This window comes from Pseudomonas sp. GW821-FHT09C08 (assembly GCF_059418125.1).
In genome coordinates this window covers 531560-547234 of sequence record NZ_JBWKPG010000002.1, presented here as the reverse complement: position 1 = coordinate 547234, position 15675 = coordinate 531560, and the positions used below count along the sequence as shown (strand labels likewise).

General features: G+C 60.4%; 13 protein-coding genes, 1 tRNA gene and 1 pseudogene. 7 read left to right on the top strand and 8 right to left on the bottom strand.

Translation table 11 applies throughout. The annotated features are described in order from the left end of the window. Nucleotides 1-69: 69 nt before the first annotated feature. Entirely contained in the window at nucleotides 70-696 is a 627-nt protein-coding gene (locus tag AC07OJ_RS09140) for a response regulator (RefSeq protein WP_495094414.1), read from the bottom strand. A 165-nt stretch (nucleotides 697-861) separates the two neighbouring features. Here AC07OJ_RS09140 and AC07OJ_RS09135 point away from each other — a divergent pair, with 165 nt between their 5' ends. From AC07OJ_RS09135 to AC07OJ_RS09120, 4 genes and pseudogenes are all read left to right on the top strand, one after another. Continuing rightward, complete coding sequence (locus AC07OJ_RS09135) at nucleotides 862-4479, top strand: transporter substrate-binding domain-containing protein (protein ID WP_495094413.1); 3618 nt, start codon at nucleotides 862-864, stop codon at nucleotides 4477-4479. A gap of 98 nt (nucleotides 4480-4577) precedes the next feature. Further along, complete coding sequence (locus AC07OJ_RS09130; protein WP_495094412.1) at nucleotides 4578-5780, top strand: EAL domain-containing response regulator; 1203 nt, start codon at nucleotides 4578-4580, stop codon at nucleotides 5778-5780. A gap of 138 nt (nucleotides 5781-5918) precedes the next feature. Continuing rightward, a pseudogene (locus AC07OJ_RS09125) lies at nucleotides 5919-6689 on the top strand (MCP four helix bundle domain-containing protein); the annotation flags it as partial. Then, nucleotides 6681-7544: a methyl-accepting chemotaxis protein gene (locus tag AC07OJ_RS09120; protein ID WP_495094531.1), complete on the top strand. Its 864-nt coding sequence runs from the start codon at nucleotides 6681-6683 to the stop codon at nucleotides 7542-7544. The pseudogene AC07OJ_RS09125 and the gene AC07OJ_RS09120, both read left to right, overlap by 9 nt. A 108-nt stretch (nucleotides 7545-7652) precedes the next feature. Here the strand turns inward: AC07OJ_RS09120 and AC07OJ_RS09115 are convergent, their stop codons facing one another. Next, nucleotides 7653-7907, bottom strand: a complete 255-nt coding sequence (locus AC07OJ_RS09115) for a hypothetical protein (RefSeq protein WP_495094411.1) — start codon at nucleotides 7905-7907, stop codon at nucleotides 7653-7655. A 279-nt stretch (nucleotides 7908-8186) separates the two neighbouring features. Here AC07OJ_RS09115 and AC07OJ_RS09110 point away from each other — a divergent pair, with 279 nt between their 5' ends. Beyond that, nucleotides 8187-9413 carry an MFS transporter gene (locus AC07OJ_RS09110; protein ID WP_065899394.1) on the top strand — a complete coding sequence of 409 codons (1227 nt, stop codon included), beginning with the start codon at nucleotides 8187-8189 and terminating at the stop codon, nucleotides 9411-9413. Nucleotides 9414-9474: 61 nt separating this feature from the next. On the opposite strand, the gene AC07OJ_RS09105 is transcribed toward AC07OJ_RS09110, so the two are convergent. From AC07OJ_RS09105 to dapA, 5 genes are all read right to left on the bottom strand, one after another. After that, a tRNA-Ser gene (locus AC07OJ_RS09105) sits at nucleotides 9475-9564 on the bottom strand. Between the two features lie 83 nt (nucleotides 9565-9647). Continuing rightward, nucleotides 9648-10361, bottom strand: a complete 714-nt coding sequence (gene purC, locus AC07OJ_RS09100) for a phosphoribosylaminoimidazolesuccinocarboxamide synthase (RefSeq protein WP_495094410.1) — start codon at nucleotides 10359-10361, stop codon at nucleotides 9648-9650. A 27-nt stretch (nucleotides 10362-10388) separates the two neighbouring features. Further along, nucleotides 10389-11147: an MBL fold metallo-hydrolase gene (locus tag AC07OJ_RS09095; RefSeq protein ID WP_065899398.1), complete on the bottom strand. Its 759-nt coding sequence runs from the start codon at nucleotides 11145-11147 to the stop codon at nucleotides 10389-10391. 4 nt (nucleotides 11148-11151) lie between these two features. Then, entirely contained in the window at nucleotides 11152-12267 is a 1116-nt protein-coding gene (bamC, locus tag AC07OJ_RS09090) for an NlpB/DapX family lipoprotein (protein WP_065899399.1), read from the bottom strand. Between the two features lie 17 nt (nucleotides 12268-12284). After that, a complete protein-coding gene (gene dapA / locus AC07OJ_RS09085; protein ID WP_495094409.1) occupies nucleotides 12285-13163 on the bottom strand; it encodes a 4-hydroxy-tetrahydrodipicolinate synthase in 879 nt (292 codons plus the stop codon). 273 nt (nucleotides 13164-13436) lie between these two features. Between dapA and AC07OJ_RS09080 the strand changes: the two genes are divergently transcribed. Together AC07OJ_RS09080 and AC07OJ_RS09075 are read left to right on the top strand one after the other, a co-directional pair. Next, a complete protein-coding gene (locus tag AC07OJ_RS09080; RefSeq protein ID WP_003172487.1) occupies nucleotides 13437-13997 on the top strand; it encodes a glycine cleavage system transcriptional repressor in 561 nt (186 codons plus the stop codon). Between the two features lie 12 nt (nucleotides 13998-14009). Further along, complete coding sequence (locus AC07OJ_RS09075) at nucleotides 14010-14483, top strand: peroxiredoxin (protein ID WP_025855402.1); 474 nt, start codon at nucleotides 14010-14012, stop codon at nucleotides 14481-14483. 115 nt (nucleotides 14484-14598) lie between these two features. On the opposite strand, the gene AC07OJ_RS09070 is transcribed toward AC07OJ_RS09075, so the two are convergent. Next, nucleotides 14599-15669 carry an AI-2E family transporter gene (locus tag AC07OJ_RS09070; RefSeq protein ID WP_065899401.1) on the bottom strand — a complete coding sequence of 357 codons (1071 nt, stop codon included), beginning with the start codon at nucleotides 15667-15669 and terminating at the stop codon, nucleotides 14599-14601. Nucleotides 15670-15675 lie beyond the last annotated feature (6 nt).

The following is a 15675-nucleotide window of genomic DNA, read 5'->3' as shown; positions in this document are numbered from 1 at the left end:
ATTTCAGCGGCCGCAAACCCTCTGGGCAAGCAACCCTGCACCGTGGTGCGGGGCAGATTCGATAACGCTTCAAATAAGGTTGTTGCGCCTGGCGATATCCGCCAAATCCACCACCGATTTCACATTCAGCTTTGTCATCAAGCGCGCCTTGTAGCAACTCACCGTCTTGCTGCTGAGCAAAATATTCTGCGCAATATCCTTGTTGCTCATGCCTCTGGAAAGCTGCTGGAACACGGAAAGCTCACGGTTGGACAGCGAGGAAATAAGCTGCGACTCATCCACTGCCAATGCGTGTTTCTTCGAAAACCCCATCACCGCTTCCGGACAATAAACGTAGCCGCTCATTACCGTTTTCATGGCCAGCGCGAGCACGTTCAACTCATCGGTCTTGCTGATGAATCCTGAAGCGCCGGCGCCGATGCAACGCGTGGCGTAGTGTTCCGAGCACAGCGAGGTGAGCACGATGATCCGCGTATTCAACTCAAGGGCACGGATGCGTTCGGTGACCGCGATACCGTCCAGACGCGGCATGGTGATGTCCAGCAACACCAGGTCCGGGGTCAGTTGCCGGACCAGGCTGATGGCGTCGACGCCGTTGTCCGTTTCGCCCACCACCTCATAGCCTTCCTCACTCACCAGCGTGCGCAGCGCGGTCCTGATAAAGGGGTGGTCATCAACCACCAGGACTTTATACATCTGCAGGCTTCCTCGGTGTTTAGTGGTGCTTCGTCGGCAATAATGTCGACAATGTACCATAATGCTTTAATGCCACTACTCAAATCCGGACGAGTTACGCGCCTTCCGGACAATAGCGTTATGCTGCTACCGCACCCTTTTCCCTCTGCATTAAGGACCTTTGATTTGAAGTTGCTCGCAGCCATGCTGATGTTCTGGGCAGGCGTTCACGTGGCATGGGCGGCGGGTTCGCCCGTCACATTGACGGTGCTGGGCCGATCGATACTGTCGGACAGCGAGTTGCACCTGAGCCCCGCCGACCTGAAAGTGTTGGGCAGTAAAAAGCATCTGCGTGTCGGCACCTCCGAACCTGACTATCCACCGTTTGATATCACCAACCACAGCAATGAGTTCGAGGGTATCAGTGCGGATTACCTGGCACTCATCGGCCAATTGCTGGCGGTGCAAATCCAGGTGCAGCGCTACCCTAGCCGACCCCAGGTGATCCAGGCGCTCAAACGCGGCGAGATCGACCTGCTGGCTTCTGCAAATGGCTTTGAAGCCGCAGACCCGGACCTTCGGCTGTCAGAGCCGTACACCCTGGACCAACCGACGCTGGTGGCGCGCAGCAACGATTCGCCCCTGCTCGATCCGACCCTGGCCGGTAAAACGGTGGCCATGGTCGACCATTACCTGCCGCTGAACACCGTGCAAGCGTTCTACCCGCACGCCACCTTCAAACTCTACCCCTCCATCCTCAATGCCGTCGGTGCAGTGGCGTTTTCCAAGGCAGATCTTTACTTGGGCGACTCGGTGACGGCCAGTTACCTGATCAATAAGAGTTACCTGAACAATGTGCAGTTGGTGGATTTCTCGCGCATGGAGGTCAACAATTTCTCGTTCGCCGCGACTCGCCAGAACACGCCGCTGCTGCACCTGGTCAACGCCGCCCTTCGCGCGATCCCCTCAACTGAACAGATGGCTATCGCGCGTCGCTGGAATGCCGGCGGCGTCAGTATTTCCGGTACTCATCAAGTGCAGTTCAGCGTCGAGGAACAACGCTGGCTGGCACAACATCCACGGCTCAAAGTGATCATCAATGAAGACTTTCTACCGTTTACGTTTTTTGATGAACAGCAACGCTTCAGGGGCCTGAGTGCCGATGTAATCGCCAAGATCAGCCTCAGGACCGGACTGAAATTCGACCCGCAAAAAGGCGGCTCGGTCGATGAAATGATCACCCGCGTCAACCAGGGCAACGCCGATCTGCTGGCGGCGCTGACCCCCAGTATCGATCGGCAGGCGCGCGTGAGCTTCAGCCGCCCGTACCTGTCCACGCCGTTTGTACTGGTCACGCGTAACCGGGTAAACAGTCCGAACAGTTTGCAGGACCTGTCGGGAAAACGCCTGGCGATCATCAAGGGCAATGCCAGCAGGGAGATGATTGAACGCCAGTTCCCGCAGGTGCAGATCGTCGAGGCGCAAAGTCTTGACGACGCGTTTTCGTTGCTTGCCAAAGGCAGCGTGGACGCCAGCGTCAGCACGCTGGTCAGCGCACGTTATCTGATTAGCCGAAATTACCCTGACCAACTGAGGATCAGCGCAACCGTCGGCGCCCGTGCCGCGCAGCTGGCATTTGCGGTGGACCGTTCCTCGCCGATCCTGCTCTCGATCCTCAACAAGGCCCTGCTGAGCATTTCGCCTGAAGAAATGGACGAACTGACCAATCGCTGGCGCAGCCCGTTGGTCCTCGACGACAGCTACTGGGCCAAACACCGGACGGCGATCCTGCAGGGTTTTGCGCTGGCAGCCGTGCTGTTGCTGAGCGCGTGTGTGTGGATTGTATTGCTGCGCCGTCAGGTCCTGCGCCGCAAACTCGCCGAACGAGCACTGAGCGCCAGGCTTGAATTTGATCGTGTGCTGATCAACGGCACGCCCCACCCCACCTATGTGCGGGACCGCCAGGCGCGCCTGCTGCTGTGCAACAAGGCTTACCGGCAAGTCTTCGGTGTCGAGGACGAGCGACAGCTGCTGGGCACCACCGTGATGCAAAGCCTGCTCTCCAGCGAAGAGCAGGCCCTGGAATATCACCGCGACTACCTCGCGGTGATGGACGCCGATGAACCGATGCTACGTGATCGCCAGATCGTGTTGCCCAGCGGTGAAGTCCTCACGATCTATCACTGGATCCTGCCTTTTCGCGGCAGTGAGGGCCGTGTCGACGGCTTGATCGGTGGCTGGGTCGACGTCAGTGACCGCCAGCGCCTGGTGGAGGAACTGCACACGGCAAAGCGCGAGGCAGACAATTCCAACCGGGCCAAAACCACCTTTCTGGCGACCATGAGCCACGAGATTCGCACCCCCATGAACGCGGTGCTTGGCATGCTGGAAATGGCTGCGCGCAAATCGGAACAAGGCCTGTTCGACCGGGCCGCCATCGATGTTGCATCGGGCGCCGCCAAGGAACTGCTGGCGCTGATCGGCGATGTACTCGACATCGCCCGAATCGAGTCTGGCCGCCAGCGCCTGACGCCCGAAAGTGCCAACCCCTTCCAGCTCTTGAACTCGGTGGCACGCGTGTTCGATGGCCTGGCGCGTGAAAAGGGCATTGCCCTGGTCCTGGACATCGATCCGGCCCTGGACCGCAATGTGCTGATTGACGCCATGCGCTTCAAACAAATTATCGCCAACCTGCTGAGTAACGCGATCAAGTTCACCACCGTGGGTGAAGTGCGCATTACCGCGCATGCGCAATCTGCCAACGGTACTCACCCGCTGCAGTTATCGGTGAGTATCACAGACACCGGCGTGGGCATCTGCGAAGCCGATCAGCAGCAACTGTTCTCACCGTTCAGCCAGGCCGGCAATCAGCAACAAGGCTCGGGCCTGGGCCTGGTCATCAGCCGGTCGCTGATCGAGTTGATGGGCGGCAGCCTGGCGTTGTCCAGCGTGCCGAGCAAAGGCACCCGCGTCACCCTCAGGCTTGAACTCCCGGCCACAGACGCGCCGTCCCCGCAGGCCGGCGCGCCCCTGGACATCGTGCCGGGCCTGCCGTTGAACGTGCTGATCGTGGACGACTACACCGCCAATCGCCTAGTGCTGTCACAACAACTCGCGTACCTGGGTCACGCGGTTCAGGAGGCCAGCGATGGCATTCAAGCCCTGGCGTTATGGAACGCGCAACCGTTCGATGTGGTGGTGACAGACTGCGACATGCCCGGCATGAACGGCTATCAATTGGCCCAGGCCATTCGCCAGGCCGAACACGCGCGGGGCGAACCTGGGTGTTTGCTGCTGGGCTTCACCGCCAACGCGGTCGCCGAGGAAAAACAGCGTTGCCTGCAGGCCGGCATGGATGACTGCCTCTTCAAGCCCATCAGCCTGGAGCAACTGAACGCTCGGCTGCAGCCTCTGCAAACGGAATACTTCATTGATGAAACGGGTGCAGAGCTGACCCCCGCATCACTCGACGCGCAGTTGAAAACGCTGACACTGGGCAAGTCATCGGCGCTGCAAACGCTGCGCGAAGAACTGATATCGAGCACCCGCGCCGACCTGCATCAGCTCACCGAACTGCTGGCGCGCGATGACCGCCAATCCCTGGCTCACTTGGCTCATCGGGTAAAAGGCGGGGCGAGGCTCATCCGCTACGAGCAATTGATCCTCACCTGCGAGCACCTTGAAGCCAATTGCACAAATGAGGCCGCGCAAATGCACCTGAGCACCTCGGTGCAGGCGGTGGAAATCTGTATGCGGCGGCTTCTGGATTTGCTGCGGGGCGATTCTCGACCGGTATCTGCTTAAGAAATTTCTTGCAAAGACGTAAGGGTTTTCGAGATTAAAAGGCCATCACTCTTTGGCAAGCTGGCGCCTTAGAATTTCGATGAGCCCTTCAGATGCCAATGTCCACACTTCGCGTCCTGGTGCTGGAGGACCAGCCCGTGCAGCGCCGTTATGCGGTCACACTCCTCGCGCACCTGGGTTGTACGCGCATTCTTGAAGCCTGCGAGGGTTGGGAGGCGCTGCAGTTGCTGGAGCGCAATGGACCGGTCGACATCGCTTTTTGCGACATCCGCATGGAGGGCATGGACGGTATTACTTTCCTGCGCCGTGCCAGCCAACGACACGCGCTTAAATCGGTGGTCATCACCAGCAGCATTGCCCTGGACTTGCGCCAGGCCATCAGCCATATGGCGACATTGCTCGGCCTGCGCGTCCTCGGCCAGCTGTGCAAGCCCATGCATGCGCAAGACGTGAAAAGACTCGCGAGCCAGTACCTTGACCATGATCCGCTCCACGCTCACACACTGCATGTCACCCGCGTGGCCAGTGAACTCCAGGTGCTGGGAGCCTTGGAGAACGGTGAACTGGAGGTCTTCTACCAGCCCAAATTCGCTATGCGGACACTGCAGGTCACCTCCGTGGAGGCGCTTGCACGCTGGAACCATCCCGAGCGGGGCATCCTGCCACCCGCTTCATTTATTCCGGTATTGGAGCGCCATGGCCTGCTGGACAGTCTGTTGTATCGCCAGATTGATCAATGCCTGACGCTGCGCAAGGAGGCGCTGGCCAACGCGGTGCCACTCACCTTCGCGGTGAATGTCAATGCGAGCCAGTTTGCCAACCCGCAGATGAGTGCGCACATCGCCCTGCTGCTGAAACGCTTCGACGCACCGGGGTCCAGCCTGACCTTTGAGATGACCGAAACCGGCAGGCTCGATCCGGGCTCCATCAGCCTTGAGAACATGGTGCGCCTGCGCTTGATGGGCTGTGGGTTATCCATCGACGACTTTGGTGGTGGCTATTCCTCATTGCAGCGCCTGTGCAGCCTGCCGTTCAACGAAATAAAAATAGATGCCGAATTTATCCGCGACTTGTCGTCGGAACCGCGCAGTCGCGCGGCGATTTCCAGCGTGTTGTCACTCGCCCGCGAGCTGAGTATTGAGGTGGTGATCGAGGGCATCGAAACCCCTGAACAACGCGACATCCTGCTCCACCTGGGTTGCGAGACGGGCCAGGGCTACCTGCTGGCTCGTCCCATGCCCGCGCACAGCCTGCTGCCATGGCTGCTCGACAGAAACGCGGCCATACCGCACTCGCCATGATGCCTGGCGCTGCCCGCCGGGCCTGGCTGCACGGTTAAAAAATCCAAACCAACCGCGTGGTGTAACGACTGCCTCCTGCGATTTCACGTGGACAAGGCAGCGCTGCGGCCACTCTTTTTCCGTTCACCGGGGGAGTTCATGAGTTTAAGAAAGATGAAAATAGCGCTGCGTTCGGCCTGTGGTTTTGGCCTGGTCGGACTGCTCGTGGTGTTGCTCGGCTTGTTCTCTCTGAGCCAGATGCGCGATATGGCCAGCCAGTCGGATGAAGTCGATAAAAACTGGCTGCCGAGCATTCTGGCCCTGGGCGACCTGCAAACCACCATGTCCGAGATACGTGTCGCGACTTACCGCGTCATGCTGCTGGACAACTCGGAACAGGTGAAAGCCAGCCAGCGAGCTTTTTCGCAGCTGCGCGAGAAGATTCAGGCGGACAACACGCAGTACGCCGGCAAACTCGCCGCGGACGCCGAACGGACCAGCTTCGAGCGTTTCAAGTCGGTCCAGGCGCAGTACCTGCAAGTTCAGCAAGAGGTATTGAACCTGGCCGCACACGGCGAGCGCCCCGCAGCGATCGCCTTGCTCAACGGCGAACTGATCGCCCTGGGCGACAGGCTTGGGTCCGAGTTGGCCAGTCTGCTGGCGATCAATATCGAGGAAGCCGACAACGCCGCGACGAGTTCCGACACCACGTACCACAGCGCCGTAAAGTGGGTGTTCGTCGCCATGGTGCTGGCGACGCTCCTTACCGCACTCCTCGCCACTCTGTTTACCCGCAGCATCGTGCTGCCGTTGCACCAAGCGGTACGCATCGCCGAGCAAGTGGCCAAAGGCGACCTGACCGTGTCGATTGTGGTCGAGGGCAAGGACGAGCCTGCCCAGCTGTTGCGTGCGTTGGAAACCATGCAATCTGACCTTCGTGAAACCATCCACCAGATTACCGACTCCTCCAATCAACTGGCCTCGGCGGCCGAAGAACTCTCGGCCGTTACCGAGGAATCGACACGGGCACTGCACGAGCAGAACGGTGAAATCGAGCAGGCGGCCACGGCCGTCAACCAGATGACGGCGGCGGTGGACGAAGTCGCGCGCAACGCCATCAGCACCGCCGACGCCTCGCGCGAGGGTGACGCCATGGCGGGCAACGGTCGCAGTCACGTGATGGACACCGTGGAGTCGATCTCCTTGCTGGCCGAAGAAGTGACGTCGGCAACCGAGGAAATCCAGAGTTTGGCCGACAGCGTCCAGGACATCACCAAAGTCTTGGACGTGATCCGCGCCATTGCCGAACAAACCAATCTGCTGGCACTGAACGCTGCCATCGAGGCCGCCAGAGCCGGTGAGGCCGGACGTGGTTTCGCGGTGGTGGCCGACGAAGTCCGCGCCCTCGCGCATCGAACCCAGCAATCGACCCAGGAAATCGAGCAGATGGTCGGCGGCGTGCAGAAAGGTTCGACCCAAGCGGTATCGGCGATGCACAGCAGCAATGAACGGGCACGCGCGACACTGACCGTAGCCCACAGTGCGGGAGAGTCGCTGGAACGGATCACCGATGCAATCACCCGAATTACCGAAGGCAACCTGATCATCGCCAGTGCATCCGAAGAACAGGCGCAGGTGGCCCGTGAGGTGGACCGCAACCTGACGAATATCCGCGATCTGTCCGCCCAGACTGCCGCCGGCGCCAATCAGACCACCGCCGCCAGCCAGGAGCTTTCGCGCCTGGCAGTGGACCTCAATACGATGATTGCGAAGTTTGTGGTTTGACCGCGCCACTGCGCAGCTAGGCCGACTCCGCAGCGCTTGAACCACACGGCTAAAACAACAAAGCCCCGCAGCGTGTTCAGCTGCGGGGCTTTTTTCATGACGTGTAACTCAGTTGCCGCGCTCTTTATTGGCTTGGGAAAGCACCGAGGCGGCCAGGGATTTGGTTTTCTCGCTGTAGTGGCCGCCCTGGAGGGTCTTCCCGGCTTTTTCCTCCATGTCGGCGCTGGTCTGCTTGTCGGTACCGCTCTGGGCCAATGCAGACGCCGCCAGGCTTTTGGCAATGGCCGAGGCGTTTGGATCAGTGAGGGTGTGCGCGGCCAGCGTGGCCATTTTATCGGAGGTTTTTTTCGTGTTTTTGCTCATGATGCATTTCCTATGCAGTGTGGGAATTTCTACCTGAAAAACCGTGGGGCCCAAGATAGTGACTAACGCCACGGGTCGCAATGCATTGCCTGTAGGCAGCGTTGGAGATGCAGGTAAGAAAAACCCAACCGTCCTGTAGGGGCGTCGAATCGATTGCACTGATGGTTATTATCGAAACGAGCGCCTGTGTGATTGCCAGAGCCGATTCATATAATCGCCTCCACTTTCCCTCCCCCTCGCCTGAATTCAGGCGACATTCCCCTTCTGGAATCCAGCACCATGCCAAGCGCGAGCCAGGCCCCCAGCGGCCGTCCCGAACATAATCAACAGAGTGTCAAACAGCAGTGGCTGGCGATTCTCTCGGTCGCCGTGGGCGCCTTTGCCCTGGTCACCAGTGAGTTTCTGCCGGTGGGCGTCCTCAACGACGTCGCCAGCGACCTCGGCATCAGTGCCGGGCACGCCGGCCTGATGGTGACCCTGCCCGGTATCATGGCCGCCCTCGCCGCCCCGTTGCTGTCTGTCAGCATTGGCGCCATGGACCGTCGTTATCTGCTGATCGGCCTGACGCTGATCATGATCATCGCCAACTCGGTCGTGGCTTACGCCAGCGACTTCAGCCTCCTGCTATTCGGCCGCGTCCTGCTGGGTATCAGCATCGGCGGCTTCTGGGCCACGGCAATCGCCCTCAGCGGCCGCCTCGCGCCCAAGGGCGTGGGCGTCGCGAAGGCCACCTCGATCATCATGATGGGCGTGACCCTGGCCACCGTACTCGGCGTCCCCGTGGGCACCTGGCTCAGCGGCCTGATGGGCTGGCGCATGACCTTCCTGGTCACCGCGCTGGTCGGCGTGCCGGTGCTGCTGGCGCAAGTGCTCCTGCTGCCCCGCCTGAAGCCGGAAAAGGCCATTCAGGTGCGTGACCTGCCCGCCTTGTTCATCAACCCGCAAGCACGGGTCGGATTGATTGCCGTCCTGCTGATCGGCCTGGCGCACTTCGCCGCCTACACCTACGTCGCGCCCTTCTTCAAAAACAGTTCGGGCTTTGACGGACCGACGATTGGCTCACTGTTGCTGCTCTACGGCGTGGCCGGGGTCATGGGTAATGTCTTCGCCGGCTTCGCCGCCAACCGCAGCGTGCGCCACACCCTGCTGCTGGTCGCGCTGATGATCGGCACCAGCACCGCCCTGTTCCCCTACTTCGCCACCGGCATGACCGGCGCAGCGATGCTGATCGCCCTCTGGGGCTTCGCCTTCGGCGCCTTCCCGGCCTGCGCAAGTATCTGGATGTTTGTCGTGGCCCCCAAGGATGTCGAACGCGGCATGCCACTGTTCGTCGCCTTGTTCCAGGTGATCATCGCCCTGGGCTCGTTCTTCGGCGGCCGGATTGTCGACCAGATGGGCAGCGCGGTGCTGCTGAGCCTGGCCACGGCGTTGGTGGGCTGTGGGTTCGTGACGGTGCTGGTACTGGGGCGTCGTGTGAGCAATAGCCTGGTGGCCCAGCCGAGCTGATCAAACCGCAGAAACGAAAAAGCCCCGTAGCTTGTTCAGCTACGGGGCTTTTTCTATGTAATGGCGGAGAGATAGGGATTCGAACCCTAGGTACCGGTGAAGGTACAACGGATTTCGAATCCGTCCCATTCGGCCACTCTGGCATCTCTCCAACGGCGCGCATCATAACAGTGTGTTTCGCGGAAGCAAACCCCAAACGCGATTTTTTTCCGTGCTATCAGATGCTTGCGTCGATTAAAGCGGTACGCCGAGACGATTGGCGACTTCTTCGTAGGCTTCGATCACATCACCGAGGCCCTGGCGGAAGCGGTCTTTGTCCATCTTCTTCTTGGTGTCCTTGTCCCACAGGCGGCAGCCGTCCGGGCTGAACTCGTCGCCGAGGACGATGGAGCCATCGTGGAATACGCCGAATTCCAGCTTGAAGTCCACCAGCAGCAGGCCGGCGTCGTCGAACAGCTTGCTCAGCACGTCGTTGACCTTGAGGGACAACGCTTTCATGCGCGCCAGTTGCTCAGCGGTGCCCCAGCCGAATGCCACGACGTGCGATTCGTTGATGAACGGGTCGCCCTTGGCGTCGTCCTTCAGGAACAGCTCGAAGGTGTAGGGATTGAGCTTGAGGCCCTCTTCCACGCCCAGGCGCTTGACCAGGCTGCCGGCGGCGTAGTTACGCACGACGCATTCCACCGGGATCATGTCCAGCTTCTTGACCAGGCACTCGTTGTCGCCCAGCAGTTTGTCGAATTGGGTCGGAATGCCGGCCGCTTCGAGTTTCTGCATGATGAAGGCGTTGAACTTGTTGTTCACCATGCCCTTGCGATCAAGCTGTTCGATGCGCTTGCCGTCGAACGCCGAAGTGTCGTTGCGAAACAGCAGGATCAGGCGGTTGGCGTCGTCGGTCTTGTAAACCGACTTGGCTTTGCCGCGGTAGAGTTCTTCACGTTTTTCCATGATGGGCTCCGCTTTGAGTGAGGTGGGCTAGGCGATGTGTCGCCAGTCGAGCCCTGAATCTTGATCGGCCAGTTGCAGCCAGTCCGGGTCGCACCCAAGGGTGTCGACAAAACATTGCCGGGCAAGCGTCGGCAGGTTGTTCTTGCTGCTCAAGTGGGCCAGGACCAGGTGTTGCAGGTCTTGCCAGCCCAACTCATACACCAGGTACGCCGCCTGGTGGTTGTTCAAATGTCCCAGTTCGCCACCGACCCGCTGCTTGAGAAAGTAGGGGTAATGACCGCGAGCCAGCAGGTCCCGGCAGTGGTTGGATTCGATCATCAATGCATCGAGGTTCCGGTAACCGTCCAGCACCTTGGCGCAGTAGGAGCCCAGGTCGGTGAGCACGCCGAAACGCCGCTCGCCATCACTGAATACATACTGCGTCGGTTCCTGGGCGTCGTGCGCCACGGCAATCACATCAATGCTCAACGCACCGATCTGCAGTTGCTCGCCACCGGCCAGGAAACCTGCGGGTTCAATCGGTTTGCGCATCCCGCGCAAGGTACCGCGACTGAGGTACACCGGAAGATTGTAGCGCCGAGACAGCAAACCCACGCCATGCACGTGGTCGGCATGTTCGTGGGTCACCAGAATCGCGCTCAGCTGCGTGGGGTGAACCCCCAGGCGCAGCAGGCGCCGCTCGGTTTCCCGTAACGAGAAACCACAATCCACCAGCACGTACGTGTCGTCATGAGCGACCAGCGTGCCGTTCCCTTGGCTACCGCTGCCGAGAACGGCAAAACGCATCGGATCAGCCCAGGTTGTCCTGAATCACGCCCAACACTTTGCGCGCTGTTTCAGCTGGCGCAACGGTATTGATGTTCTTCTCGACGGTGACTTGTACGCTTTCGCCAACCTTGCTCAAACGAACCTGGTAGCGCTCGGCGCGGGTCTCGATCTCCTCCTTGGTCGGCTTGCTGCCGAACAATTTGCCGAAGAAACCTGGCTCTTCATCTTTGCGCTCGGCTTTTTCAGCCACGTTGATGTAGTAGAGGCCCAGGCTGCGGTTGATGTCTTCAACACGCCATGGGCCCTGCTCCAAGGCACGGCCAACGCTGGCCCAGGCACGGTCCAGGTCTTCACCCAGGTTCAGCACCACGTTGCCGCTGCCGTCTTCGGTGAGGCTGACGCGGCTCGGGGTGTCGTAATCGCGTGCGGCGAGCAGGGAGACGGAACCGCCCTTCTCGGAAATGCGGCTCATGCTGGCCAGCATCTCGTCGACCAGTGCCGAGTCGACACCGGTGTTGACCGAACGGTTGGTGAAATCGACGTTGGCGGTGCTGCCGGCAGGACGCTCGGCGCTGACGACGTAGACTTCACTGGTATTGCGCTGCACGCCAGGCTCGATGCGCACACGCACTCGGGCTTCGCTGTCAGCGGCTACACCACCGGCCTGCAGGCGCTTGGCCATGCTGGCGGAGAGTTCGCTGCTGTGCTGCCATGCAGTGGTGAATTCACCGGTCTGTGGACGCTGCTCTTCAATACGGAAGCCGTTGTCCTGGAAGAACTGCACCGCCACCGGCCAGACTTCGGCTGGTGGACGCTGGGCCATGATCCAGCGCGAATCGCCGCTCTTCTGCAGGCTGTAGTCGCTGGCATCCGCCACGGCCGAGATCGGCTGTGGACGTGGCACCACGTACTCACCCTTGGTGGTGTCGTCGGCCACGTTGCGTGGAATCGGCAGCAACGGGTCAAGGCGCTTGGCGACATTGACGTCCGGCGGCAGTTGCATCGGTTTGGTTGCTTGTGCTTCCAGGTAATCGCTGCCGCGGTCACGGAAGTAGCCTTCCGGGCCCCAGATCCAACCGCAGCCACTGGTGCTGGAGATAATCAAGGCAAGTGCGGAAAGTCCGGCCAATCGCTTCATGCGTAGTGCTTCCTCAATTAAACCAGGACGCCGGACTGGCGCAGGGCCTGTCGCAGCGGTTCGTGACAGGCGGCGCTGAGGCGGGTGAGCGGCAGACGGATACCGTCCGGCATCAGGCCCATCTCGAACAGTGCCCATTTCACGGGAATAGGGTTGGATTCGATAAACAGTGTCTTGTTGAGCGGCATCAGCTTCTCGTGGATCGCGCGGGCGGTCACGGCGTCGCCGGCGATGGCGGCGGCGCACATTTCGCTCATGGCACGCGGGGCCACGTTGGCGGTGACCGAGATGTTGCCCTTGCCGCCTAGCAGGATCAGCTCGACAGCAGTGGCGTCGTCACCGGAATACACCAGGAAGTCGCTGCTCACGCCGGCGAGGATGTCCTTGGCGCGCTGCAGGTCGCCGGTGGCTTCCTTGATACCGATGATGTTCGGCACGGTGGACAGGCGGATCACGGTCTCGGCCTTCATGTCGCAGGCAGTGCGGCCGGGTACGTTGTAGAGGATCTGCGGGATGTCCACGGCTTCGGCGATGGTGCGAAAGTGCTGGTACAGGCCTTCCTGGGTCGGCTTGTTGTAGTACGGGGTCACCAGCAGGCAGGCATCGGCGCCGGCCTTCTTGGCATTCCTGGTCAACTCGATCGCTTCACGCGTCGAGTTGGCGCCCGTACCGGCGATCACGGCAATGCGGCCCGCGACGCGCTTGACCACGAATTCGATCACCTGGATGTGTTCTTCCACATCGAGGGTGGCCGATTCACCTGTGGTGCCGACCGCCACGATGGCGTTGGTGCCTTCTTGCAGGTGGAAGTCCACCAGTTTGCCCAGGCTGTCCCAGTCGAGATGACCTTGTGCATCCATGGGTGTGACCAGTGCCACCATACTGCCCGCAATCATGCAACCGCTCCTGCCGGAAAAAGAGAGCCGTAATGGTACTGGCGCCAAGATGCTTGTACAAGCTAAGTACCGCCTGACGATGCGTTCCGGAGCAACTAAACGACGGGCAATGCCATCATTGGGCCAAAGTACGGCCGCAAGCCCGAGAAAATTCCGCCGTTCACGCAATGAAAACGCCACCTCCTATCCCTTGGCGACGCTTTTCGCTACCCTTCATCCTTTGATCGATACGGCCCTCACAGTATCGACCGCTCATCGTTTTAGGAAGGCTGCATGTCCACCCCCACAGTTCGCGAACAATTCCTTGTTATCAGTGCCCTCGGCGCCAACCCCATGGAGCTGACCAACGTCCTGTGCCGCGCCAGCCATGAAAACCGCTGCGCCGTCGTGACTTCCCGCTTGACCCGCCACGGCGAGTGCAGTGCGCTGGTGCTGCAGATTTCCGGCACCTGGGATGCCCTCGCGCGCCTGGAAACCGGCCTGCCGGGCCTGGCCAAGAAGCACGACTTCACCGTCAACGTGGTGCGCAGCGCGGCCCTGGAGAACCGTCCCCAGGCCCTGCCTTATGTAGCGTACGTGAGCTCGGCCTACCGCTCGGACATCGTCAATGAGCTGTGCCAGTTCTTCATCGACCACAACGTCGAGCTGGAGAACCTCACCTGCGACACTTACCAGGCGCCACAAACCGGCGGCACCATGCTCAACGCCACATTCACCGTGACCTTGCCGGCCGGCGTGCAGATCAGCTGGTTGCGCGACCAGTTCCTGGACTTCGCCGATGCCTTGAACCTCGACGCACTGATCGAGCCGTGGCGCCCACAGAACCCAATGTAAGGAAGTTTTTTCATGGCGGTAGTCATCGACAAACCCGTAGCCGATTTCGAAGCCCAGGCCACCAGCGGCCAGACCTTCAGCCTCGCCGCTCTCAAGGGCAAGCAGGTGGTGATCTACTTCTACCCGAAGGACAGCACCCCGGGCTGCACCACCGAAGGCCAGGGTTTCCGTGACCAGTACGCGGCATTCAAGGCCGCCAACACCGAGGTGTTTGGCGTGTCACGTGACAGTGTGAAGTCTCACGAGAACTTCAAGGGCAAGCAGGAATTCCCCTTTGAGCTGATCAGCGACAAGGACGAAGCGGTTTGCCAACTGTTTGATGTGATCAAGCTGAAGAAGCTGTACGGCAAGGAATACCTGGGCGTGGATCGCAGCACTTTCCTCATCGATAGCGAAGGTGTGCTGCGCCAGGAATGGCGTGGCGTGAAAGTGCCGGGTCATGTGGATGCGGTGTTGGCGGCGGCGCAGGCTTTGAACAAGGCTTGATTGCTGCTGCGACCTTTGGATTGTCAGCGCCGGCAAGCCGGCTCCTACAGTTGTAGCGCATTTCCCTGTAGGAGCCGGCTTGCCGGCGATGGCGTATTCAATCCCCCGCCACGTTCTAAAGCAGCGGCGCCACCACCGGCTCCTGCCGCGGCCACGCATCCAGCACCGCCTTGAACAGCGTTGCCAGGGGAATGGCAAAGAAGACGCCCCAGAACCCCCACAGCCCGCCGAACAACAGCACTGCGCAAATGATCGCCACCGGGTGCAGGTTGACCGCCTCCGAGAACAGCAGCGGCACCAGTACGTTGCCATCCAGGGTCTGGATAATGCCGTACACCGCCATCAGGTAGATGAACTGGTCGCTCCAGCCCCACTGGAACAAGGCGATCAACATCACCGGCACCGTCACCACTACCGCACCGACGTACGGCACGACTACCGACACCCCTACCAGCAACGCCAGCAATGCCGCGTAGTTCAGGTCCAGGGCGATAAAGGCGATGTAGGTCACGCCGCCACAGATAATGATCTCGATGACCTTGCCACGGATGTAATTGGCGATCTGGCGGTTCATCTCTTCGGCCACCCGCGTGATCAGCGCCCGCTCGCGCGGCAGGTAGCCGCTCACCCAACGACCGATCATCGCGCGGTCCTTGAGGAAGAAAAACACCAGGATCGGTACCAGTACCAGGTAGATCATGATGTTGACCAGCAACGGCAGGCTGGACAGGGAAAAGGTCAGCGCCCATTGCCCGAATTTTCCGATCTCGCCGCGCGCCGCTTCGATGGCCTGCAACACCTGCTCATCCGAGACCAGGTGCGGGTAACGCTCCGGCAGCAGCAGCAACAGTGATTGCCACTTGGCGAGCATGCCCGGCAGTTCGTTGAACAGGGTAATCAGTTGGTGCCACAGCAACGGCAACACCACCACGATAAACACCACGAGCAAGCCCATGAACAAGGCGAACACCAGGCCCACGGCAGCGCCGCCCGGCAGTCGCAGGCGCTCCAGGGTGGTGACCAGGCCCTGCATCAGGTAAGCCAGCACCATCCCCGCCAGTACCGGCGCCAGCATGCCGCCCAAGGTCAGCACGGCCGTAAAGGCCAGGAAAAGCAGGACCGCCAGCACCACCGCTTCTTCGTCGGAGAAGTAGCGCTGGATCCAGTCTCGTAACACTTTGAACATCAATCA